This window comes from Synechococcus sp. MW101C3 (assembly GCF_002252635.1).
Taxonomy (GTDB): domain Bacteria; phylum Cyanobacteriota; class Cyanobacteriia; order PCC-6307; family Cyanobiaceae; genus MW101C3.
In genome coordinates this window covers 21,532-43,246 of the sequence record NZ_NQKX01000011.1, presented here as the reverse complement: position 1 = coordinate 43,246, position 21,715 = coordinate 21,532, and the positions used below count along the sequence as shown (strand labels likewise).

Below are 21,715 nucleotides of genomic sequence, written 5' to 3'. Positions count from 1 at the left end.
CCATGTCCAAAGCCCAACTGAACGCGTTCCTGCTGCAGGTGGAAGGCGATCCCGCGCTCAAGGCCAGGGTGGACGGGGCCGCCGATCCCGCTGCGGTGGTGCTGATTGCCGCCGAGCTTGGTCATGTGTTCTCCGCCGCCACCCTCAGCCGGCAGCAGCGGGGCTGATCCCGGCATCGAGGGCCTGCTTCAGGCTCTCCAGCCGAGCTCGGTTCACCCCCAGGTCTGAATCCCCGAGGCGTGAGGCCGAGCGCACCTGCAGCACGCCACTGCGGGCATCGGCCGCCAGTTCGAGGTCGTCGATGAAGCCGAACAGGCGGCTTTCCGCGGTGGCGTGGAGATAGGCCGCCTCCGGCTCCTCCTCGAAGCGCTCCACCCTGATCCCCGGCGTGGCCTTCAGCACCGGCAGCAGCTGGCGCAGACCGTCCAGCGGATCGGCGAGGGGCCAGTCCTGGCGAACGCAATGGCTTGGCGCCGTGCAGGTGGAAAGGCGCCCGTCGTGCAGGCCGAGCTCCACCGGCACCGGCCCCACCAGGTGGAACAGCGCAGCAGCAGCGGCCGCCGGCTGAAGGGCGAGCGGAGCTGCGACGGCCAACAGCCACAGACCGGCCGTCACCAGCACCCGTCCCAGACGCAAAAAGAGCTGCGGCGCCAGGCCAGAAGCGGCGCTGGAGGCGGGGCCAGTGGCGTGCGGGTGCGCGTTCATGCCGCACTCCAGCTGCCATGCAGCCCGTGGGGGATGGCCAGGGGCAGGGGAATCACCGCCTGCTCGGTGAGGTCGTCGGCCCGCAGGATCACCAGGTCACTGGCCGAGCGGGCACCGTTCCAGACCACGCAGAGGATCCAGCCGTCGTCTTCCGCCGGAGCGGACCCGGCGCCAACGGCCGGCCGGGGCACCATCAGCGGCTCGCTGACGAAGCCGCGCGGCGCCGCACTCCACACCCAGCGTTCGCCGGAGTGGAGGTCAAGCTTCTCGATTGCCTGCAGCGGGTCGTTGCCCCGCTCCCGGTGGGTGACCGCCATCCAGGCGTAGCGGGCATCCAGCCCCACGCGGGCGGGGTTCACCATCGCGAATTCGCAGCAGCGCTCCTCCAGCCGCTCGCTGCTCACCGTGCCGGTGGCCAGATCGATGCGGCAGCGGTGCAGCTGGCCCACCGGCAGGGTGCTGAAGTCGACAGCACGGAAGTCGGTGTCCGGGCCGATCGTGGGGAAGTCGTCGTAGTAGATCGAATCCACCACCACCTGGCCGGCGGCGCCGGCGCCGGGGTCTTCGAAGGCGTTGAGGTGGTGGAACACGAAGCCAGCCGGCGCCTGCACCTGCAGGGGCTCGCCTTCTCCGGAGCGGGGAATCAGCCAGAACTGACCCTGCTCGCCGGGCTTGGAGGCCAGGCACTGGGCGGCCCCCTTCAGGCCGAACACGAAGCCCAGCGGGTTGAAGGCCATGGCGTTCTGCAGGAACACGGCCCAGTTGGGGGTGATCGCGAAATCGTGCAGAAAGGCGAACCCCATGAAGCTGCGGGTCTGATCGGCCAGCAGGCGGCCACTGCCGCGCGTGACGCTGCCCTGGTGACCGCTGCTGTGATCGCCGCTGGTGCCGTGGCTGCTTGGGTCCTGGCTGGTGATGGCCTCGCCGTTGCTGGCCTGGCTGGTGGAGGCGTCGAACTCCATCAGCCGGATCGTGCTGCGGGGCCCCGCCTTCACGCCGAAGGTGACCATGCGCGGGCCGCCCCGGTGACCGGGATCGAAGCGGGGGTGGGCGCTGAAGGCCTCCCCGGCGGCAAGCACGCCATCCAGCCGCTCGAGGCCGGTGGTCTCCAGCGTGTCGGGATCGAGGCCGTGGGGCAGGCTCGCCTCCCAGAGCGCCAACAGGCGGTCGCCCAACCGCACCACGTGGGTGTTGGCGATGTTCTTGAGCCGCAGATCGAAGGCATTGGCGAGGGGACCGCCGGGCTTCTGGGTACCGAACACGCCGCGGTACACGAAGCTGCCCTTCTCCTCCTCCGCCAGCCAGCCCTCGGTGCGCACGAAACGGTTGGTGAGACTGGCGCCGCCACCGTCGAAGCGCACGGCGGTGATCATGCCGTCGCCATCAAAGGGGTGGTGCACCCACTGGCCGCCGCGCTCCAGCCGACCCGGCCCGTTGCGGTAGAGGGTGCCGCTGAGCTCACTGGGGATGGAGCCCTTGCTGGCGGTGAGCGGCGCCGCCGTGAGTTCGCTGCCCACGTTGCGGAACGCACTGGCCCAGTCGGCACGGGCGTAGGTGGTGGGGCTCGCGGCGGACTCCGGTGCGTCCGGATGGTCGGGGCGGCTGGCGGCCAGGGTCATGAACGGGCGAGCGGACGGCGTTCCTCCCATCATCACGTAAAGGAGTGTTAAGCGGCGCCTGCCTGCTCCAGCACCCCCTTGCTGCTGGGTACGGCACCGGCCCGGCGCGGGTCGATCTCCACCGCCAGCCGCAGCGCCCGGGCAAACGCCTTGAAGCAGGCCTCCACGATGTGATGGGAGTTCAGGCCATCGAGCTGGCGGATGTGCAGGGTGAGGCCCGAGTTGTTCACCACCGCCACGAAGAACTCCCGCACCAGCTCGGTGTCGTAGGTGCCGATCCGCTGGGCCGGAATCGTGAGCCCGTAGCTGAGGTGGGGGCGACCGGAGCAATCAAGCGCCACCTGCACCAGCGCTTCATCGAGCGGCGCCACGAAATGGCCGAAGCGATGGATGCCGCGGCGGGAGCCCAGGGCCTGCGCCAGGGCCTGGCCCACGGCGATGCCCACGTCCTCGTTGGTGTGGTGGTCGTCGATGTGGGTGTCGCCGTGGGCGCTGATCTCCAGGTCGAGCAGGCCATGGCTGGCCAGCTGATGCAGCATGTGATCCAGGAACGGCACCCCGGTGCTCACCTGGCAGGCGCCGCTGCCATCGAGATCCAGGCGCACCCGCACATCGGTTTCCCCGGTGACCCGGTGGACACGGCCGCTACGGCCTCCCGGACTGCCGGGATCGAGGTCCGGATGGAGGGACACGGGCTGTGGGGCGGGAAAGTACCAATCATGCCGAACCCGAAGGCCTGACTCGGTCCACAATCGCCAGCACCGATCCGGCCCCTGCGTGAAAAACTGTCCCCTGACGGTGCTCGCCGAACTGCGAGAGGGCCACCGGCGCTTCCTTGACGGTGAATCGCTCCATCCCCACAGCAGCCGCGAGCGCATGCTCGAAGTGGAATCGGGCCAGCATCCGGCTGCGGCGGTGCTGGGCTGCGCCGATTCCCGGGTGCCGGTGGAGCTGCTGTTCGACACGGGCTTCGGCGACCTGTTCGTGGTGCGCAACGCCGGCACCCTCTCCACCACCGCGGCGATCGCCTCGCTGGAGTACGCCGTGGCCCACCTAGGCGTGCCCGTGATCGTGGTGCTGGGCCATGAGCGCTGTGGCGCCATGGAAGCGGCCTTCAACCCGGCGCTGATCCTCACCCCGAGCCTGGCCCAGGTGGTGGGGCAGCTGCGCATGGAGCTGCTCCACCTCGGCGGCCATGACGACCTGGATCAGGCCGCCCGCCACCACACCCTCAACGCGGCGCGCAACCTGGTCGACTCCAGCGTGCTGCTCACCGATCTGATGCGCAGCGGCCGCCTGCAGGTGGAAGCCGCCTTCTACAACCTGCACACCACCACGATCGACTGGATGGGATCGGTGATGCCGATGCGCTCGGACGAGCTGATGGGTGCACCGTGAGGCGGGAGGGCGCTCACATCCCCGTGATGCAGTAGCCGCCGTCCACATAGATCACCTGGCCGGTGATGCCCGAGGCCAGCGGGCTGGCCAGAAAGGCGGCGGTGGCGCCCACTTCGTCCTGGGTAACGGTGCGCCGCAGCGGGGCCTTCTCCTCCACGTTGTGGATCATGTCGAGGATGCCGCCGATGGCGGAGCTGGCCAGGGTGCGGATCGGGCCGGCGCTGATGGCGTTCACCCGCACCTGGTTGTCGGGGCCCAGTTCGGCGGCCAGGTAGCGCACCGAGGCCTCAAGGGCCGCCTTGGCCACCCCCATCACGTTGTAGTTGGGAATCGCCCGCTCGGCGCCCAGGTAGCTGAGCGTGATCACGCTGGCGCCAGGATTGAACAGGGGCTTGGCATAGCGGCAGAGCGGCGCCAGCGAATAGGCGCTCACCTCCAGCGCCCGGCCGAACCCTTCGGGGGTGATGGCGCTGTAGTCGCCCACCAGCTCCTCCTTGCCGGCGAAGGCCAGGCAGTGGATCAGCACATCGAGGCTGCCCCACTGCTCCTGGATCGCGGCGAAGGCGGCCTCGATCTGCGCGGGGATCTGCACGTTGAGCGGCAGCACCAGGCTGGGGGCCAGCGGGGCCGTGAGCTCACGCACCTTGCCCTCGAAGCGGCCCTTGTCGTCGGGCAGGTAGGTGACCGCCAGCTCGCAGCCCGCCGCGGCCAGCTGCTGAGCGATGCCCCAGGCGATCGAGCGGTTGTTGGCGATGCCGGTGACCAGGGCCTTCTTGCCGCGCAGATCGAGAAGCATGTCCGGGGAGCGAGCTGGCAGCGATTCTCCCGCAGCGCTGGCGCCCTGCCCGCGCCACGATCGGTGCCATGGAGCCCGCTGTCCCCCTCGCCTGGCCGCCTGCCGCCGGCGATCTGCCCCGCACCTTCGCCGATCGGCACGAGCTGGCCGTCGAGCTGCAGGCCCGTTTCGGCCAGCAACCGGCCGCCCCGGATGCCGAAGACGCCCCACCGCTGAGCCCGATGCGCGGTGGCCGGGCAGCGGCGCTGGCGGCGCTGGCTGCGCTCGACCCGGTGGCCTACGCCACCAGCCGCAACCATCTCGATGGCGCCGTGACCCGCCTCTCCCCCTACATCCGCCACGGGGTGCTCACCCTGGCGGAGATGCGGCAGGCGGTGTTCGCGGCCCTGGCCGCCCGGGGGCTGGGCCGCAGCGCCGGGGAGAAGCTGATCAACGAGCTCGGCTGGCGTGACTACTGGCAGCGCGTCTGGCAGCAGCTGGGCGAGGGCATCTGGGACGACCGCGAGCAGGGCGCCAGCGGCCTGCCGCCCACGGCCTACCGCGCAGACCTGCCCGACGACATCGCCGGCGGCAGCACCGGTCTGGCCTGCATCGATGCCTTTCGCCACCAGCTGGTGCACGAGGGCTGGCTGCACAACCATGCCCGGATGTGGCTGGCGGCCTACCTGGTGCACTGGCGGCGGGTGCGCTGGCAGACCGGCGCCCGCTGGTTCCTGCGCCACCTGCTCGACGGCGATCCGGCCAGCAACAACCTCAGCTGGCAATGGGTGGCCGGAACCTTCAGTGCCAAGCCCTACCTGTTCAACCGCGCCAACCTGGAGCGCTTCAGCGGCGGCCGCTTCTGCCGCGCCTGCCCGAAGGCGCCAGCCGGCGGCGCCGGCCGGCCGGGTGGCTGCCCGTTCGAGGCCAGCTACGAACGGCTGGGCGAGCGGCTGTTCCGCAGCGAGGCGCCGCTCAGCCTGCCGGAACCGCCGCTGCAGGACCAGACCCTGCCGCCAGCCCCTACCGCCGGCAGGTCAGCCGCTGGCCCACCCGAGCAGGCCACCGTCGCTCCAACCGGCCTTTTGCAGCGGCCGGTGCTCTGGATCCACGGCGAGGCGTTGGGGCAGGCCAACCCCGCCTGGCGCGCCCATCCCGGTCGACCGGCCCTGTTCGTGTTCGACCGGGCCCTGATCGAGGGAAGCGCCGGCCAGGGCCCGGCGATCAGCCTCAAGCGGCTCGGCTTCCTCTACGAATGCCTGCTGGATCTGCCGGTGGTGCTACGGGCCGGAGCTGTGGCGGAGGAGTTGCTCGCTTTCGCCGCTCGCCATGGCGCCGACGGGGTGGTGACCAGCCGGGCGGTGGATCCCCGCTTTGCAGACCTTTCCGCGACGATCGGCGCCGCCCTGCCGCTGGTGGTGCTGGAGCCCGAGCCGTTCGTGCAGCTGGAGGGCCCCGTGGATCTGCAGCGCTTCAGCCGCTATTGGAAGCGGGCCGAGCGGGCGGTCTGGGCCGGTTTCGAGGGGCCACGCCTCACCGCCGCTTGAGCACGCCTGCACCACTGCAGGCCTGGTCGGCGGGGGTCTGGCCCTGTCCCGCTTCAAGGCCGACGAGGGAAAGGGCTGAGCGCGCCGGGAGACAGGGACTAGGGCGCAGCCTCCGGTGCTGCAGACGGTGCCGGGGCCTCAGCTCCAGCTCCCTGCTCCAGCGCCTCCTCACGGGCCCGCACCTCGTTGGGATCGGGCAACAGATCCTCCTCCTGCAGCATCGGGAAGCTCTCCTGCTTCACCTGATCCGCACGGCGGGGCGGATCGGTCCACTCCCAGCGGCTGCGCGGGGCGCGCGCCTGGCAGAGCGCCTCCAGTTCGCGCTGCAGCGCCCGGCGCACATCGCCGCGGGCCACCACCTCAAAAAACTCCTGGCGGGTCGCCAGGCCAGAGCTGAACGGCGCACTGCCGTTGCCGTTGAACAGACGGGGCGGATCCGGCAACCAGCGCGGCCGGCAGACCCCCCGCTGGCGGGTGTCGGTTTCGAGCCACAGGTGCACACCGAAACCGTCGGGCTGGTTGACCACCGCCAGGCCGTCGTGGGGCTGACGGCGCTGCAGGGGGAAGATTCGCCAGCTGGCCCTGTTGGTGGCGGGAACACAACTCGCCAGCAGGGAAGACGTCACCAGCAGCGTCACCACCACCAGCGCCGACGGCCGCAGCAAGGGCCGCCTTGGCGACCAGCGCGCCGTTCGCAGCCGCGCCGGCAACGCCACAAGGCGGCGCCATGAAGACAAACGCCAGGAAGACTTCAAGGGGCTCTCGCAGGCGAACCGGGGGGCGCCGATCCTGCCCCAGTGGCGGCGCCGGCGCGGACGCCACAATCACAGCGGAAGTCCCGCCGCGGAGCCTGGCGCCATGGCCCTCACCCCCTCCACCATGCTGCCGCTGGGCACGGCCCTGCCCCCGTTTCGGCTCGCCGATCTCGATGGCCGCCTCCATGACAGCACCGCCCTGCCGCCCCAGCCGCTGCTGGTGCTGTTCCTCTGCGCCCACTGCCCGTTCGTGAAGCACATCGAACCGGAGCTCACGCGGCTTGAGCACGACTACCACGACCGGGTGGTGATCCTGGCGATCGCCAGCAACAGCGTCCGCACCCACCCCGGGGATGGCCCTGAGGGGCTGAACGACCAACGCCGGCGGCACGGCTGGCGCTTCCCCTACCTGCTGGACAGCGACCAGAACGTGGCCCGGGCCTTCCACGCCGCCTGCACTCCAGACCTCTATCTCTACGGTGCAGACCACCGGCTTGCCTACCGCGGCCAGCTCGATGCCAGCCGCCCCGGAACGGGCCAGGCCGCAGATGGCAGCGCCCTGCGAGAGGCGCTCGATGCGGTGCTCAGCGGCCAGGCCCCGGACCCCGATCAGCGGCCCGCCATCGGCTGCAACATCAAGTGGCACCCTGGCCAAGCGCCCCCTGGAACCGAAGGCTGAGGGGATTAAGGTTGCCCGCATGCAGGTGCCCCCCTTCGATCTCACCGAGCAACTTCATCAGCTTGGTGAAGGCCTCGAAGACGCCGTTCTGCAGGTGTTGCGCAGCGGCCAGTACATCGGGGGGGCCCGGATTGCGGCCTTCGAGCAACAGTTCGCCGCTGTCTGCGCCAGCCCCCATGCCATCGGCTGCAACAGCGGCACCGACGCCTTGGTGCTGGCCCTGAGAGGCCTGGGGATCGGTCCGGGTGATGAGGTCATCACCAGTTCGTTCAGCTTCTTCGCCACGGCCGAAGCGATCAGCAGCGTGGGGGCCACGCCGGTGTTCGTGGATGTGGAGGAAAGCTCCTATCTGATCGATCTCGATCGGATCGAGGCGGCGATCACGCCCGCCACCCGCGCCCTGATGCCGGTGCACCTGTTCGGCCGTCCAGTCGACATGGAGCGGATCACCGCGATCGCCTCGGTGCATGGCCTGAAGGTGATCGAAGACTGCGCCCAGGCCACCGGCGCCAGCTGGGCGGGGCAGCCGGTGGGCAGCTGGGGGGATGCGGGCTGCTTCAGCTTCTTCCCCACCAAGAACCTCGGCGGTGCCGGCGATGGCGGCGCTGTGCTCTGCAGCGACCCAGAGCTGGCCCAGCGCATCCGCGAGCTGGCCGTGCATGGCATGCCGGAGCGCTATCTGCACACGTCGCTGGGCTACAACAGCCGCCTCGATGCTCTCCAGGCCACGGTGCTGGCCGTGAAGCTCCCCCATCTGGAGCGCTGGATCGAGCGACGCCGCCAGCTCGCCGCCACCTACCAGCGTGAGCTGGCGGGCCTTGCTGGAATCGCCCTGCCCGAGGCGGGTCCCGACGGCCACAGCTGGAACCAGTTCGTGGTGCGCGTCCCGTTCTGCCCAGCGGGCGCGAACACCTGCGGCGGCAGCTGCGCCCCCTCCAGCACCAGCGCCACTTACGGCCTGCCCGAAAGCTGCTGCCGCGACTGGCTCAAGCAGGAGCTGGCCGCCGCCGGCGTCAACACGATCATCTACTACCCGATTCCGATTCACCGCCAGCCGGCCTACGCCCAGCTGGGCTATGGCCCCGGCAGCCTGCCGGCCACCGAGCGGCTCACCTCCCAGGTGCTCAGCCTGCCGATCTTCCCCGAACTCACTTCCGAGCAACAACAAGCTGTGATCACTGCCTTGCGCCAGCTCGCAAGCAGCTCAGCGGCTGCAGCGCCCGCCTCTGCCCCTGCCGAGTCCCGCGCCCAGGTGCGGGTCTGAGCCACGGCCGCCGGCCAGATCCTCCCCACCGACGCCAGTCTCGGCCGGCTCAGGCTAGCCCTGCGTAGAGCCCCTTGAAGCGCGCCTGCTGCTGCTTGTGGTCCACGATCGGTGCGGGGTAACCCCGCCGTTCCAGGGGCGCGATCGCCCCGCTGATCAGATCGGCAGTGGCCACGTGCGCCAGTTCCGGCAGCCAACGGCGGATGTACTGAGCCTCGGGATCGAAGCGGGCCGCCTGGGTGTAGGGATTGAAGATGCGCAGGGGTTTGGGATCCATGCCGCTGCTGGCGCTCCACTGCCAGCCCCCGTTGTTGGCAGCCAGATCCCCATCCACCAGCAGGCGCATGAACTGGCGTTCGCCCCAGCGCCAGTCGCAGATCAGATCCTTCACCAGAAAGGAGGCCACGATCATGCGGCAGCGGTTGTGCATCCAGCCGCTGGTGTTCAGCTGCCGCATCGCCGCATCCACGATCGGCACGCCGGTGAGGCCCGCGCACCAGGCCTCGAAACGGCCCGTGTCGTTCTCCCAGGGAAAGCGGCGCCACTGGGGGCGATAGGGCCCGTCAGCCAGCTCGGGAAAGTGAAACAGGGCCTGTTGGTAGAACTCGCGCCAGGCCAGTTCCTGCTCCCACACCGTGATCGCCTGCAGGTCCTCGTCGCTGCGGGCGCGGGGCCGCTGCTGCTGGGCCGCCGCCCAGGCCTGCCGCGGACTGAGCGTGCCGAACTTGAGGGCCGCACTCAGGCAGGAGGTGCCCGCTTCGCCTGGCAGGTTGCGGCCGGGTTCGTACCGCAGCAGGGCGCCATCGGCGAAAAGGGCCAGCTGATCGGCGGCAGCGGCTTCTCCCGGGCGGCAGGGGCAGAGATCGGCGCCGGCGAAGCCGGCATGGCCAAGGGAAGCGGCGCTGTCGCCGGTCGTAGGCACGGCGTCCAGGAGCGGCAGGCGCGCCCAGAGGGCCTGGCCGCGGCCGGGCAGGGCGGTGGGATCAAGAGCCAGCAGGCCGCTGGGAGCCGCTACCGGCGCCAGCTCCAGCCCGCCAGCACCGGCGGCCGCCGGCCCGGCCGGCTCCAGCCGGCGCCGCCAGGCACGGAAGAACGGCCCATACACCCGATAGGGAGCGCCACCGCCGGTGAAGAGGCTGTCGGGGGGAACCAGCAGCTGATCCCAGCCCGCCAGCACCTTCAGCCCGTCCTGCTGCAGCGCGGCGGCGACGCGGCGGTCGCGCTCGCGGCCGAAGGGTTCCACATCGCGGTTCCAGGCGACCACCTCCGCGCCGATCGCTAGCGCCAGCTGGGGCAGCAGCTCGGCTGGATCCCCCCGAAGCAGCAGCAGCTGGCTGCCGGCCTCACGCCAGCGCTGCTCCAGCTCCCGCAGGCTTTCCAGCAGAAACCACAGCCGCGCCGGGGCCAGGTCGCTCGCCTCCAGCAGGGCCGGATCAAGCACGAACACGCCGGTCACGGCGGGCGTGGCGCGAGCGGCTGCCGCCAGGCCGAGATTGTCGGCCAGCCGCAGGTCACGGCGGTGCCAGAACAGCCAGCGGGGCGGGGTCATCGCAACCGTTCCTGCACCGCTTCAGCAACCCAGCAGCTGACGGGCGCGGAACCAGGCGGTCACGCTCTTGCCATCCAGGGCCTCATCGCCGCTGGCCAGGGCCGCATCGAGGGCCTGCGGCTCCATCAGCAGCACCTCCATGTCTTCATCGTCATCGCCAGCGGGCTGCTGCTGCAGGAGCGTGAGGGCGCGGGCCAGGAACAGGTGGATCACCTCATCGGAATAGCCGGGGCAGGGCAACATCAGGCCCAGCGAATCCCAGCGGCTGGCGCTGTAGCCCGCTTCCTCCGCCAGTTCCCGCTGCATCGAAGCCAACGGGTCCTCGCCATCTTCCAGAGTGCCGGCGGGGAATTCAAGGATGCGCCGTTCCACCGCGAAGCGGTACTGGCGCAGGATCACCACCCGGCCGTCGTCAAGCACGGGCACCGCCAGGGACGCGCCAGGGTGGCGGATGATCCCGTAGGTGCCTTCCACGCCTTTGGGCAGCACCACGCGGTTGAGCTCAAAGCGGATCTTGCGGGCATCGAGAGCCCCCACCGTGGCCAGACGAGTGGAGGGCTCAGGGGGCGGCAAGGGGGCCATGCACGGCGCGCTTCGGGCTTCCAGTGTGACCGTCTGCCGCCACGGGCGCGGTGTCGGGCCAGCCCGGTACCCCCGCCAGCGCCAGCGGCGGGGGCTCGGCGCCACAGAGCAGGGCAGCAGCCAGCAGCTCCGCCGCCGTGACCGCCCCGCCAGGCGGGATCAGCAGCGGATCGAGGGCCGCCAGCGGGGCCAGCACGAAGGCCCGCTCGCGCAGGCGCGGGTGGGGCAAGGTGAGTGTGGCGGTGCAGCAGACCTGGCGGCCGCACCAGAGCAGGTCGAGGTCGAGGGTGCGCGGCCCCCAGTGCACCGAGCGCTCACGGCCGAAGGCGGCTTCCAAACGCTGCAACCGCCGCAACAGCTCCTCGGCAGCGGGCCAGGTCGCGTGAGCGGCGGGCGCTGTGGCGGGCAGAGGGCTGTGGTGAACCAGCAGCACAGCATTGAGATAGGGCGGCTGACCAGGCGGTCCCCCCACCGGCGCAGTGCGAAAGAGCGGCGACCAGTGCAGTTGCAGCCCGGCCTCCGGCGCCCCCAGCGGGGAGGTACCGGCCCAGGCCACCAGTTCGGCGGCCAGCAGGGGTCGCACCGCCGCCAGGGTGGCGCCGGGGTCGTCGAGATTGGCCCCGAGCGCGATCGCGAGCGTGCGCTCGAACGGGCCGCACGGCACGCGGGGGATCAGTAGAAGTCCGAGCGGCGGCGCTCCTCCGGCCGCTCCAGCGGGGTGTCGCCGTCGCGGCCGAGCAGCAGATCCCGGGCGCCGTTCACCAGCTGCATGGTGTCGTGGGCGCCGCCGCGATCGGGGTGGTGCTCGGCTGCAGCCAGCTTCCAGGCCCGGTTCACCTCCTCCACGCTGAGGCGGCCGGACAGGGGCAGATGCAGACGCTGGCGGGCCACGATCGCGTCCACATCCGGGTGCTTGCCGAGCGGGCCCCAGTCGGCGCGGCTGAGCCCCTTGCGCCGCTTGTTGCTGCTGCGGGAAGCCTTGGTGGTGGCACCAGCGCCGGTGCCACCACCGAAGCCGCGCGCCGCAGCGGCGCCAGCTTCGGCGGCGTTCCGGCGTGACGCCTTGGATTCACTGGTGCGGCCAGGACGATCGACCCGGGAAAACAACACCATGACGGGGCCGCAGCGATAGCAGAAAGAAATGCCAGGCGTGCGGAAACACCGCCCGGCCTCGTTGCAAAAGTGTAGGTTCTGCCGGCCACAAGGCTGTTCGCCCCAGCACCCCCAGCCGCCGCCATGGGTGGCGCAGCACCGTCAGCGAGACTGAACCCCCTTCTCCAGCCTCTGCCCCATGGTCGTCAGCGGGTCCGCTGCCACTCCGGCCGCCGCCGGCGCCGCCGCACGCGCCTTTCCGCTCGCCGCGATCACCGGGCATGGCACCTTGAAGCTGGCCCTGCTGCTGGCGGCGGTGGACCCGGGGCTCGGTGGGGTGGTGATCGCCGGGGGCCGCGGCACCGGCAAGTCGGTGCTGGCCCGCGGGCTGCATGCGCTCCTGCCGCCGATCGACGTGCTCGATCTGGGCGAGGGGGTGAGCAGCCGCAACGTGGATCCCCAGCGGCCCGACGACTGGGATACCGCTATTCATCAGCGCATTACAGCGCGCGGGGGCGATCCCAGCGGCGCCGATCCCACCACCCTGCTTCCCACCCGGGTGATTCCCGCCCCCTTCGTGCAGGTCCCCCTCGGCGTCACCGAAGACCGGCTGCTGGGGGCGGTGGACGTGGCCGCCTCCCTGAGCAGTGGCACGCCGGTGTTCCAGCCGGGGCTGCTGGCGGAGGCCCACCGCGGCGTGCTTTACATCGACGAACTGAACCTGCTCGATGACGGCATCACCAACCTGCTGCTGGCGGCGGTGGGATCCGGCATCAACCGGATCGAGCGCGAGGGGTTGAGCCTTGTGCACCCCTGCCGCACCCTGCTGATCGCCACCTACAACCCCGAGGAGGGGGCGGTGAGCGATCACCTGCTCGACCGCTTCGCCATCGCCCTGTCGGCCAATCAGCTGGTGAGCACGGAGGAACGGGTGACGATCACCCGCTCAGCCCTCGACCACGGCGAATCCAGCGAGGCGTTCCGCTCCCGCTGGCAGGAGGAGACCGACGCCCTGGCCACCCAGCTGCTGCTGGCCCGCCAGTGGTTGAAGGATGTGGTGATCGAGCGCGAGCAGGTCCGCTATCTGGTCACCGAGGCGATCCGTGGCGGTGTGGAGGGGCACCGGGCCGAGTTGTACGCGGTGCGGGTTGCCCGGGCCCATGCGGCGCTGAGCGGCCGCGACCGGGTGGAGGCCGACGACCTGCAGGTGGCGGTGCGTCTGGTGATCGCCCCGCGGGCCCTGCAGCTGCCGCCGCCCGATCCCGACCAGCCGCTGGAGCCGCCGCCGCCGCCCCAGGCGGAGCAGCAGCCCCAGGAGCCGGAACCGCCCGAACCCCCCGAGGCCAGCGACGACGACGCCCCGGAAGAAGACCCGCCCGAAGACGACGACGACAGCCCCGACGACCAGGCGCCGCCATCGATTCCGGAGGAATTCCTGCTCGATCCGGAGGCCACCGCCATCGACCCCGACCTGCTGCTGTTCGCCGCCGCCCGCTCCCGTGGGGGCGGCAGCGGCAAGCGCTCCCTGGTGCAGAGCGAGTCGCGCGGCCGCTACGTGAAGCCGATGCTGCCGCGCGGGCCCGTGCGACGTATTGCCGTGGATGCCACCCTGCGGGCGGCGGCACCGCATCAGAAGAGCCGCCGTGAGCGGGAACCGCACCGCCGCGTGATCGTCGAAGACGGCGACCTGCGCGCCAAGCAACTGCAGCGCAAGGCGGGCGCCCTGGTGATTTTTCTGGTGGACGCCAGCGGCTCGATGGCGCTCAACCGCATGCAGAGCGCCAAGGGCGCCGTGATCCGGCTGCTCACCGAGGCCTACGAAAACCGCGACGAAGTGGCTCTGATCCCATTCCGTGGCGAGCAGGCGGAGGTGCTGCTGCCGCCCACCCGCTCCATCACCGCCGCACGCCGTCGGCTGGAGCAGATGCCCTGCGGCGGCGGCTCACCGCTCGCCCATGGCCTGTCCCAGGCGGCGCGGGTGGGCGCCAATGCACTGTCCAAGGGCGATCTGGGCCAGGTGGTGGTGGTGGCGATCACCGACGGCCGCGGCAACGTACCGCTGAGCCGCTCCCTGGGCCAGCCCCAACTGGAAGGGGAGGAGCCGGTGGACCTGCGCGAGGAGGTGAAGGGGGTGGCGTCCCGCTACCGCGCCCTCGGCATCAAGCTGCTGGTGATCGACACCGAGCGCAAGTTCATCGGCAGCGGCATGGGCAAGGAGCTGGCGGAGGCGGCCGGCGGCCGCTACGTGCAACTGCCCAAGGCCAGCGACCAGGCGATTGCGGCCATCGCCCTGGAGGCACTGAACGCCCCCTGAGTGCGGGGCGGCGCCGCTGCTCGCCAGCAACGGCTGAAGGCCAACGGCTCAGGGATCGAGCCGGCGGGGAGCCTCTGCCGGTAGCCGGGTGCCACCCGCGGCGCCCTGCCTGCCACCACCGATCGAGCCGCTGCCTGGCTTCTCCGTGCTGACCTTCTCTGGCTTGTCCTTGGCTGCTTTGTCTTTGGCCAGGCCCGTCTGGGCGGGATAAAGCTCATCGAACAACTGGCCCAGGCCGATGGCCAGACTGCGTACCCCATCCATGAAGCGGGGGTCACCGGTGAGCTTGCTCACATCGCCGCCCACCGCATCGATCCGTGCTGTGAGCCTCTCGGCGTTGCTCACCGTGGCCTTGAGCTCGGCCAGAGTGCGGGGGTTGTCGAGGGCGGCCGTGAGGTTGCGCACGTGGCGGCTGGCGGCCGCGGCATCGGCGCTGGCCGTGGTGAGCGACGCAAGCATGGGGTCGGCCTTTCCGGCCACCACGTTGAGCTGGCGGATCAGCACGTCCAATTGAACGGCGATCTTCTGGGATTCTTTGAGGAAGCGGGTCGCCTCCTTGGAGGTGGCATCAAAGCTCTTGGTAGTGCTGGCGATCTCGGGCACCAGGTTCTGCTTTTCGGCCTCGAGCAGCAGGCTCTGCATCAACTCGGTGACGCTGCTCAAGCTGGCGGAGCTGACCCCTTCGAGCGAGGAGCCGTTGCAGACCATGCGGGTGTTATTGCAGACCTTGTCGCCTGGCCGCGGAGCCGATGCGGGCAGCGGCGGCCCGGAGCTGATCAACGCCACCTGGGCGTCACCGCCCAGCAGCGAGGCCGACTGCACCTGGGCCACCACCGGCCGCGCCAGCTGCAGACTTGGATCAGTGATCTCCAGTTCGGCTACCACGGCCGATGAGGTGGGCGAGATCCGCCGCACATTGCCCACCTGCACCCCACGGAACACAACCGCGGAGCGGTCGGCCAGGCCGGCGGCATCGGCGAAACGCACCGTCAGCGTCCAATTGCTGCGGCCCAGCGAAACACCCCGCAGCCAGAACCAAAGGCTGAGCCCACCGATCACAGCTCCCAGCAGGGTGAAACCCACCAAGGCCTCGCGGACGCTACGACGCATAGGGTGTCAAAGCTCCGCCGGCTGCATCGGGCCGTTCAGGCTACCGGTACGGAACTGCACGACATAAGGATTGTCGGTGCGGCCGAAGTCTTCGGTGGATCCGCACCATTGGATCTGCCCGTCGTAGAGCATGGCCACGCGCTGGGCCGAGCGCACGATCGTGCTCATCACGTGGCTCACCACCACCGAACAACCGGCCGCCACCTGATTCGCCTTCACGATCAAATCCTCGATGCGGGTGCAGGCCACCGGATCCAGCCCCGCGGTGGGCTCATCAAACAGGAGCAAGGGATGCTGGCCGGAGGCCTTGCTGGGATCATCGATCAGGGCGCGCGCAAAGCTCACTCGTTTCTGCATGCCGCCGCTGAGTTCACCGGGCAGCTGGTCTTCGATGCCGTAGAGGCCCACCGCCTCCAGTGCCCGCTGCACCCGCTGACGGATTTCTGGCTCCGGCAATTTGCTGTGGCGGTAGAGCAGAAAGCCCACGTTCTCCGCCACCGTGAGCGAGGCCAGCAAGGCAGGGTTCTGGAAGACCAGGCGCACATCAGCGGGGCGGCGCTGATCCAGGCGCAGGTATCGCTGTGGAACGCCATGCAGGCGGAAGGTTCCGCTGGTGGGCAACAACAGGCCCGCCAGAATGCGCAGCACGGTGGATTTGCCGGTGCCTGAAGGCCCCACCACCGCCAGCCGTTCCCCCTCCAGCAGGGTGAGGTGGATGCCCTCCAGCACGGTGCGCGAACCCCAGCGCATGGAAATGTCGTGAAGTTCCACCACCGGCACAGCCGACGGCAGAAGGCCAGTGGTGGTGGACGAAAGGGTTGACGACACGGACGACGGTGGTGAGGGCCTGCAGGCGTGAGGAGGAGCCTCGCTGGGTTCTGGTTCGCCGACACCTTTCATCCTTACAGTTCCTACAGCTCCGTGCTGTGGCGTAACGCCCCTTCGGCTTGACTTCCCAGCGCCCTCTCCCGCCACGACGCCTCAGCACACGGTCAGCCCGGCGCCCTGGCTGGATGGGTCGCGGGGATCTGCGCCAGAAAGACCTGATGAGCCGCTCGCGGCGGGCGGTGCGCTGGCTGCAGCCGGGGCTGGTGGTGAAGCGCTGGATGCTCACCTCCGGCCTGGGCCTGCTGCTGGCCCTGCTGGGAGCCGCGATCCTGGCCGATCTCAAGCCGATCTACTGGTCACTGGAGTCGCTCAACTGGGTGCTCTCGAACATGACGCGGGTGCTGCCGCGCGGCGTGACCGGCCCGCTCGTGCTGCTGGGTGGCGCCGCCTTGGTGGTGTGGGGCCAGAGCCGCAGCTTCGGCTCGATCCAGCAGGCGCTCGCCCCTGAAAAAGACACCTTGCTGGTGGAGGCACTGCTGGCCCAGCGCCGGCTGAACCGCGGCCCCAACGTGGTGGCGATCGGCGGTGGCACGGGCCTGGCCACCCTGCTGAGCGGCCTGAAGCGCTACAGCAGCAACATCACCGCGATCGTCACGGTGGCCGATGACGGCGGCAGCAGCGGGGTGCTGCGCCGTGAGTTCGGCGTGCAACCCCCCGGCGACATCCGCAACTGCCTGGCGGCCCTGGCCCGCGAGGAACCGCTGCTGACCCGTCTGTTCCAGTACCGCTTCCGATCGGGCAGTGGGCTGGAGGGGCACAGCTTCGGCAACCTCTTCCTCACTGCGCTCACGGCCATCACCGGCAGCCTCGAATCGGCGATCACCGCCAGCAGCCGCGTGCTGGCGGTGCAGGGCCAGGTGGTGCCGGCCACCAACGCCGATGTGCGCCTCTGGGCGGAGCTCGAGAACGGCGACCGCATCGAGGGAGAATCCCGCATCGGCCATTCCCCCAGCCCGATCGTGCGGCTGGGCTGCACCCCCGAGCGGCCACCTGCGCTGCCGCGCGCCCTGGAGGCGATCGCCAACGCTGAGCTGATCGTGCTTGGGCCCGGCAGCCTCTACACCTCGCTGCTGCCGAATCTGCTGGTGCCGGAGCTGGTGCAGGCGATCAGCCGCAGCAAGGCGCCACGCCTCTACATCTGCAACCTGATGACCCAGCCCGGCGAAACCGACCGGCTGGATGTGGAGGGCCACGTGCGGGCGATCGAGGCCCAGCTGGCCAGCCTGGGGGTGACCCGGCGCCTGTTCACCGCCGTGCTGGCTCAGGAACCGATCCACGATGTAGCCCTAGTGGATCACTACCGCGCCCGCGGCGCCGAGCCCGTGCAGTGTGATGTGCGCAGCCTGCGCGCCAAGGGTTACGAGGTGATGGTCACGGCGCTGCAGGGGGCCCGTCCCACCGGCACCCTGCGCCATGACCCACGCAGCCTCGCCCTGGCGGTGATGCGCTTCTACCGCCGGCACAAAGGCGGCCGACCGGTGCTGGAAACAGTCTGAGAGCGGGCCTGCCGGATTCAGTAAGCGTCCTGCATCTCGTAGAAGTCCGGCTGCACGTAGTCCTTGCGCAGCGGGAAGCCCTTCCAGTCTTCGGGCATCAGCAGCCGCTTGGGATGGGGATGGCCTTCGAACACGATGCCGTACATGTCGTAGGTTTCGCGCTCCTGCCAGTCGGCACCGCGGAAGAGGCGGTAGAGGCTGGGAATGGTGAGGTCGCCGTCGCGGGCGAGGAACACCTTGACCCGCACTTCCTGCGGCTTGCTGTCAGGGGCGGGGCAGGGATCGGCGCCAGCGCCGAGTTTCACCAGGTGATAGAAGCTCACCAGCCGGGCGCCCGGACCTTCGTCATAGCCGCCCTGGCACTGGAGGTAATCGAAGCCATAGGCCTTGAGCGCCGCGGCCACCGCCGGCAGGAACAGGGGCTCCACGGCCAGCATTTCAATGCCGCAGTGATCAGACTCCAGCGGCTGGTGGTCGAAGCCCTGCTGGCTGAGCCACTGGCTCACCGGGCCGATCACCGGTGCGGCGAGGGTGGTGGCGGAGTCGCTGGCGCCGGATGGGGCGCCCTCGGGGGCGGGGGTGGGATCAGGCATCGCTGGAGGCGCTGGCTGTGGGGATCGGTTCGGCCGCAACAACCTCCGATGGAGTGGAGGTGTCGAGGGGGAGAGCGGTGGGATCGGCGAGAGCGGCCACCTGGGTTTCGGCCTTGAGATAGGCCCCGGTGACGATCGGCGCCACCGCTTTCATGGCGTGGCCGATGGTGAGGTAGCGGTGGGTGGGGAGGTTGTTGCCCCGCTCGGCCAGAGCTTCGTTGCCCACCTTCTTGCGCAGCTTGATCACGGCATCGAAGATCGCCTCGGGCCGGGGCGGGCAGCCGGGGATGTAGAGGTCCACCGGAATCAGCTTGTCGACGCCGCGCACTGCCGTGGTGGAGTCGGCGCTGAACATGCCGCCGGTGATCGTGCAGGCGCCCATGGCGATCACGTACTTGGGCTCGGGCATCTGCTCATAGAGCCGCACCAGGGCCGGGGCCATCTTCATGGTCACGGTGCCGGCCGTGATCAGCAGATCAGCCTGGCGGGGGCTGGAGCGGGGCACCAGACCGAAGCGGTCGAAGTCGAAGCGGGAGCCGAGCAGTGCCGCGAACTCGATGAAGCAGCAGGCCGTGCCGTAGAGCAGGGGCCAGAGGCTGCTGAGCCGTGCCCAGTTGTGCAGGTCGTCGAGGCTGGTGAGGATCACGTTCTCGGAAAGATCCGAGGTGATCTGCGGAGCACCGACCGGGTTGCAACTGGACGCCCGCAGATCGCGCAGGGCGTCGATCGAAGGGGTGCTGGAGGCGGAGGTGGGAGTGAGGGTCATGGTGGAAAGGGCGTCAGCTCCACTCGAGGGCGCCCTTGCGCCAGGCGTAGGCGAGGGCAACCACCAGGATGGTGATGAAGATCAGGGCCTCGATGAAGGCGAGCAGGCCGAGCCGGCTGAACGCCACGGCCCAGGGGTACAGAAACACCGTTTCCACGTCGAAGATCACGAAGACCAACGCGAACATGTAATAACGGATGTTGAACTGAATCCAGGCACCGCCGATCGGCTCCATGCCGGATTCATAGGTGAGTCGGCGTTCGCCGTCACGCGATTTCGGCGACACCAGTTTGTTGGTGACCAGGGCCAGGACCGGAACCGCTGCTGAGATCAGCAGAAAGCCCAGGAAGGCGTCGTAGCCAGGTAAGACGAACATCGCGAGGCTGAACCCGGCGCAGAGTCTGGCATCCGCGCCCGTCAAACGGTCGCTGCCGCCAAAGGTGCTGCCGCGACAAGGGCCTGGATAGAGTTTCTTTTCACGGCAGCGGGGCCCAACGCCATGGTCAATGGCCAGGACACTGATCAGGACGTTGGACCAGATCAGGACGTTGGACCAGCCGCTGCGCAGGACGCGCCGCCAGCCGGCGACCAGCCGGTGGGCGAGGCGGCGCCCGAGAGCGCCGGCACCGATCCCGACACCCACCGGTTCGAGTGCCGCAGCTGCGGCTTCGTCTACGACCCGGGCGAGGGGGTGCGCAAGCTGGCGATTCCCGCCGGCACGCCCTTCAGCAGCCTTGATCCGGTGGGCTTCCGCTGTCCGGTCTGCCGCAGCCGGGTGGGGGCCTTCAAGGACATCGGCCCCCGCAACAAGCCGAGCGGCTTCGAGGAGAACCTCAGCTACGGCTTCGGGGTGAACACCCTCACCCCCGGCCAGAAAAACGTGCTCATCTTCGGCGGCTTCGCCCTGGCCTTCGCCTTCTTCCTGTCCCTCTATTCCCTGCGTTGACCCCCGTGAAGCGCCTGTTCTCTCCCCTGCTGGCCGTGCTGATCACGCTCGGCCTCAGCTTCGGCCTCGGCGGCTGCGTCACCACCGGCCTGCCCGTGGCCGCCACCAGCCCCTGGCAGCCCGTGGCGCTGTCCACCAGCGCCAACCCTCTCGATGTGGCCTTCACCGATGCCAAGCACGGCTTCCTGGTGGGCAGCAACCGGCTGATCCTCGAAACCGACAACGGCGGGGCCAGCTGGGAGGAGCGCTCCCTTGATCTGCCCGATGGGGAGAACTTCCGTCTGATCAGCATCGACTTCAGCGGAGCCGAGGGCTGGATCGTGGGTCAACCGGGCCTGCTGTTGCATACCGCTGATGCCGGCAGGAGCTGGGAACGCCTGCTGCTCGACACCAAGCTGCCTGGCGATCCCTATACCGTCACCGCCACCGGTCGGGGCAGTGCGGAGCTGGCCACCACCGTGGGGGCGATCTACAGCACCGGCGATGCGGGCGTCACCTGGCAGGCGGAAGTGAGCGATGCGGCCGGCGCCGTGCGCGACCTGCGCCGCTCCTCCGACGGCCGCTACGTGAGCGTGTCCAGCCTCGGCAACTTCTTCGCCACCTGGGAGCCGGGCCAGGCGGTCTGGCAGCCCCACCAGCGGGTGAGCAGCCAGCGCCTTCAGAGCATGGGCTTCCAACCCGACGGCCACCTCTGGATGGTCACCCGGGGCGCCCAGCTGCGCTTCAACGACGATGCCACCGATCCGGAGGCCTGGAGCAAGCCGGTGATCCCGATCACCAACGGCTTCGGCTACCTCGACATGGCCTGGGGGCCGAATGGTGACGTGTGGACAGGCGGCGGCAGCGGCACCCTGCTGGTAAGCCACGACGGCGGCAGCCACTGGGAGCGCGATCCGGTGGGCGCCGTCCAGCCCACGAACTTCACCCGGATCAGCTTCACCAGCGACGGCAAGGGCTTCGTGCTGGGCGAACGGGGCAACCTGCTGCGCTGGGTGGGCTAGGGCCAGCCGGCCCAACTGCATCCCTGTGTAACCAACCGCCGCTCCGCCTCTCGCCGGTCACAGCCCGACCCTTAAGATTCCGTAGCTGATTTGCCCGCTGCTATGGCTGCCGGCTCCACCGGGGAACGCCCGTTCTTCGAGATCATTACGAGCATCCGCTACTGGGTCATCCACGCCGTCACCTTGCCGGCGATCTTCCTGGCCGGATTCCTCTTCGTCTCCACTGGCTTGGCGTACGACGCCTTCGGAACGCCTCGCCCCGATGCCTACTTCCAACCCCAGGAAGCCAAGGCACCGGTGGTGAGCCAGCGTTACGAGGGCAAGAGCCAGCTTGACCTGCGCCTCAAGTAACGCCATGACCCAGTCTTCTGTCTCCACCACGCCACGCAACTACCCCATCTTCACGGTGCGGTGGTTGTCGGTTCATGCGCTGGGCATCCCCACGGTTTTCTTCCTGGGAGCCCTGGCGGCCATGCAATTCGTCCGCCGCTGATTTCCGCCATGCAGCGCAATCCCAACCCGAACAATCTGCCGGTCGAACTCAACCGCACCAGCCTTTATCTGGGCCTGCTGTTTGTGTTCGTCATCGGCGTTCTGTTCACCAGCTACTTCTTCAACTGATCGGGAGATTCAGCC

At 69.6% G+C, this 21,715-nt stretch carries 26 protein-coding genes; 12 read left to right on the top strand and 14 right to left on the bottom strand.

Annotated features, from left to right (window positions below):
- Positions 1-2 precede the first annotated feature (2 nt).
- On the top strand, positions 3-167 hold the full coding sequence (locus tag CJZ80_RS13915; protein ID WP_094514532.1) for a Nif11-like leader peptide family natural product precursor: 165 nt from the start codon (positions 3-5) through the stop codon (positions 165-167).
- On the opposite strand, the gene CJZ80_RS13910 is transcribed toward CJZ80_RS13915, so the two are convergent.
- From CJZ80_RS13910 to hisB, 3 genes are read right to left on the bottom strand one after another with little or no spacing between them, the layout of a single operon-like run.
- Positions 145-705 carry a DUF1499 domain-containing protein gene (locus CJZ80_RS13910; RefSeq protein WP_094514528.1) on the bottom strand — a complete coding sequence of 187 codons (561 nt, stop codon included), beginning with the start codon at positions 703-705 and terminating at the stop codon, positions 145-147. The genes CJZ80_RS13915 and CJZ80_RS13910 overlap by 23 nt on opposite strands.
- Positions 702-2,324: a carotenoid oxygenase family protein gene (locus CJZ80_RS13905; protein ID WP_094514525.1), complete on the bottom strand. Its 1,623-nt coding sequence runs from the start codon at positions 2,322-2,324 to the stop codon at positions 702-704. Before CJZ80_RS13905 ends, CJZ80_RS13910 begins: the two co-directional genes overlap by 4 nt.
- 47 nt (positions 2,325-2,371) lie before the next feature.
- Positions 2,372-3,016, bottom strand: coding sequence for an imidazoleglycerol-phosphate dehydratase HisB (gene hisB, locus CJZ80_RS13900; protein WP_094514522.1), 645 nt, complete (start codon positions 3,014-3,016; stop codon positions 2,372-2,374).
- Between the two features lie 85 nt (positions 3,017-3,101).
- Here hisB and CJZ80_RS13895 point away from each other — a divergent pair, with 85 nt between their 5' ends.
- Positions 3,102-3,722, top strand: a complete 621-nt coding sequence (locus CJZ80_RS13895) for a carbonic anhydrase (protein WP_094514519.1) — start codon at positions 3,102-3,104, stop codon at positions 3,720-3,722.
- Between the two features lie 13 nt (positions 3,723-3,735).
- Here CJZ80_RS13895 and fabI read toward each other — a convergent pair whose 3' ends face one another.
- On the bottom strand, positions 3,736-4,518 hold the full coding sequence (gene fabI, locus CJZ80_RS13890) for an enoyl-ACP reductase FabI (protein ID WP_094514516.1): 783 nt from the start codon (positions 4,516-4,518) through the stop codon (positions 3,736-3,738).
- 68 nt (positions 4,519-4,586) lie between these two features.
- On the opposite strand from fabI, the gene CJZ80_RS15965 reads away from it, so the two are divergent.
- Positions 4,587-6,044 (top strand): FAD-binding domain-containing protein, encoded by a 1,458-nt coding sequence (locus tag CJZ80_RS15965; protein ID WP_198948322.1) that lies wholly within the window; start codon positions 4,587-4,589, stop codon positions 6,042-6,044.
- A 98-nt stretch (positions 6,045-6,142) separates the two neighbouring features.
- On the opposite strand, the gene CJZ80_RS13875 is transcribed toward CJZ80_RS15965, so the two are convergent.
- Complete coding sequence (locus CJZ80_RS13875; protein ID WP_233133121.1) at positions 6,143-6,670, bottom strand: hypothetical protein; 528 nt, start codon at positions 6,668-6,670, stop codon at positions 6,143-6,145.
- On the opposite strand from CJZ80_RS13875, the gene CJZ80_RS13870 reads away from it, so the two are divergent.
- Both CJZ80_RS13870 and CJZ80_RS13865 read left to right on the top strand, forming a co-directional pair.
- Positions 6,633-7,478 carry a thioredoxin family protein gene (locus CJZ80_RS13870; protein ID WP_369803101.1) on the top strand — a complete coding sequence of 282 codons (846 nt, stop codon included), beginning with the start codon at positions 6,633-6,635 and terminating at the stop codon, positions 7,476-7,478. The genes CJZ80_RS13875 and CJZ80_RS13870 overlap by 38 nt on opposite strands.
- 19 nt (positions 7,479-7,497) lie before the next feature.
- A complete protein-coding gene (locus CJZ80_RS13865; RefSeq protein ID WP_094514503.1) occupies positions 7,498-8,742 on the top strand; it encodes a DegT/DnrJ/EryC1/StrS aminotransferase family protein in 1,245 nt (414 codons plus the stop codon).
- A 49-nt stretch (positions 8,743-8,791) separates the two neighbouring features.
- Here the strand turns inward: CJZ80_RS13865 and CJZ80_RS13860 are convergent, their stop codons facing one another.
- Genes CJZ80_RS13860 through CJZ80_RS15485 form a run of 4 tightly spaced genes read right to left on the bottom strand, consistent with a single transcriptional unit; the run spans position 8,792 to position 11,986 of the window.
- Positions 8,792-10,291 carry an FAD-binding domain-containing protein gene (locus tag CJZ80_RS13860; protein ID WP_094514499.1) on the bottom strand — a complete coding sequence of 500 codons (1,500 nt, stop codon included), beginning with the start codon at positions 10,289-10,291 and terminating at the stop codon, positions 8,792-8,794.
- A gap of 21 nt (positions 10,292-10,312) precedes the next feature.
- Positions 10,313-10,873, bottom strand: a complete 561-nt coding sequence (locus CJZ80_RS13855) for an NUDIX domain-containing protein (RefSeq protein ID WP_094514496.1) — start codon at positions 10,871-10,873, stop codon at positions 10,313-10,315.
- Complete coding sequence (gene folK, locus CJZ80_RS13850; RefSeq protein ID WP_094514492.1) at positions 10,851-11,537, bottom strand: 2-amino-4-hydroxy-6-hydroxymethyldihydropteridine diphosphokinase; 687 nt, start codon at positions 11,535-11,537, stop codon at positions 10,851-10,853. The genes CJZ80_RS13855 and folK overlap by 23 nt, the downstream gene beginning before the upstream one ends.
- 8 nt (positions 11,538-11,545) lie before the next feature.
- Positions 11,546-11,986 carry a hypothetical protein gene (locus CJZ80_RS15485; RefSeq protein ID WP_198948321.1) on the bottom strand — a complete coding sequence of 147 codons (441 nt, stop codon included), beginning with the start codon at positions 11,984-11,986 and terminating at the stop codon, positions 11,546-11,548.
- A gap of 178 nt (positions 11,987-12,164) precedes the next feature.
- On the opposite strand from CJZ80_RS15485, the gene bchD reads away from it, so the two are divergent.
- Positions 12,165-14,279, top strand: coding sequence for a magnesium chelatase ATPase subunit D (gene bchD / locus CJZ80_RS13840; RefSeq protein ID WP_094514489.1), 2,115 nt, complete (start codon positions 12,165-12,167; stop codon positions 14,277-14,279).
- Between the two features lie 48 nt (positions 14,280-14,327).
- On the opposite strand, the gene CJZ80_RS13835 is transcribed toward bchD, so the two are convergent.
- On the bottom strand, positions 14,328-15,389 hold the full coding sequence (locus CJZ80_RS13835; RefSeq protein ID WP_094514485.1) for an MlaD family protein: 1,062 nt from the start codon (positions 15,387-15,389) through the stop codon (positions 14,328-14,330).
- A gap of 6 nt (positions 15,390-15,395) precedes the next feature.
- Positions 15,396-16,139 carry an ABC transporter ATP-binding protein gene (locus CJZ80_RS13830; RefSeq protein WP_233133129.1) on the bottom strand — a complete coding sequence of 248 codons (744 nt, stop codon included), beginning with the start codon at positions 16,137-16,139 and terminating at the stop codon, positions 15,396-15,398.
- A 263-nt stretch (positions 16,140-16,402) separates the two neighbouring features.
- Here CJZ80_RS13830 and yvcK point away from each other — a divergent pair, with 263 nt between their 5' ends.
- Positions 16,403-17,773, top strand: coding sequence for a gluconeogenesis factor YvcK family protein (yvcK, locus tag CJZ80_RS13825; protein ID WP_094514478.1), 1,371 nt, complete (start codon positions 16,403-16,405; stop codon positions 17,771-17,773).
- 17 nt (positions 17,774-17,790) lie between these two features.
- On the opposite strand, the gene CJZ80_RS13820 is transcribed toward yvcK, so the two are convergent.
- Genes CJZ80_RS13820 through CJZ80_RS13810 form a run of 3 tightly spaced genes read right to left on the bottom strand, consistent with a single transcriptional unit; the run spans position 17,791 to position 19,508 of the window.
- Positions 17,791-18,366, bottom strand: coding sequence for an NAD(P)H-quinone oxidoreductase subunit J (locus CJZ80_RS13820; protein ID WP_094514475.1), 576 nt, complete (start codon positions 18,364-18,366; stop codon positions 17,791-17,793).
- Entirely contained in the window at positions 18,359-19,132 is a 774-nt protein-coding gene (nuoB, locus tag CJZ80_RS13815) for an NADH-quinone oxidoreductase subunit NuoB (RefSeq protein ID WP_094514473.1), read from the bottom strand. The genes CJZ80_RS13820 and nuoB overlap by 8 nt, the downstream gene beginning before the upstream one ends.
- A 13-nt stretch (positions 19,133-19,145) precedes the next feature.
- Positions 19,146-19,508, bottom strand: a complete 363-nt coding sequence (locus tag CJZ80_RS13810) for an NAD(P)H-quinone oxidoreductase subunit 3 (RefSeq protein WP_094514471.1) — start codon at positions 19,506-19,508, stop codon at positions 19,146-19,148.
- Between the two features lie 123 nt (positions 19,509-19,631).
- Here CJZ80_RS13810 and CJZ80_RS13805 point away from each other — a divergent pair, with 123 nt between their 5' ends.
- From CJZ80_RS13805 to CJZ80_RS13785, 5 genes are all read left to right on the top strand, one after another.
- A complete protein-coding gene (locus tag CJZ80_RS13805) occupies positions 19,632-20,078 on the top strand; it encodes a rubredoxin (RefSeq protein WP_094514468.1) in 447 nt (148 codons plus the stop codon).
- Between the two features lie 5 nt (positions 20,079-20,083).
- A complete protein-coding gene (locus CJZ80_RS13800) occupies positions 20,084-21,079 on the top strand; it encodes a photosynthesis system II assembly factor Ycf48 (protein WP_094514610.1) in 996 nt (331 codons plus the stop codon).
- A 102-nt stretch (positions 21,080-21,181) separates the two neighbouring features.
- Complete coding sequence (gene psbE / locus CJZ80_RS13795) at positions 21,182-21,430, top strand: cytochrome b559 subunit alpha (protein WP_094514466.1); 249 nt, start codon at positions 21,182-21,184, stop codon at positions 21,428-21,430.
- A 4-nt stretch (positions 21,431-21,434) separates the two neighbouring features.
- Positions 21,435-21,572: a cytochrome b559 subunit beta gene (psbF, locus tag CJZ80_RS13790; protein ID WP_094514464.1), complete on the top strand. Its 138-nt coding sequence runs from the start codon at positions 21,435-21,437 to the stop codon at positions 21,570-21,572.
- A gap of 8 nt (positions 21,573-21,580) precedes the next feature.
- Positions 21,581-21,700, top strand: coding sequence for a photosystem II reaction center protein L (locus tag CJZ80_RS13785; RefSeq protein WP_006173008.1), 120 nt, complete (start codon positions 21,581-21,583; stop codon positions 21,698-21,700).
- Positions 21,701-21,715 lie beyond the last annotated feature (15 nt).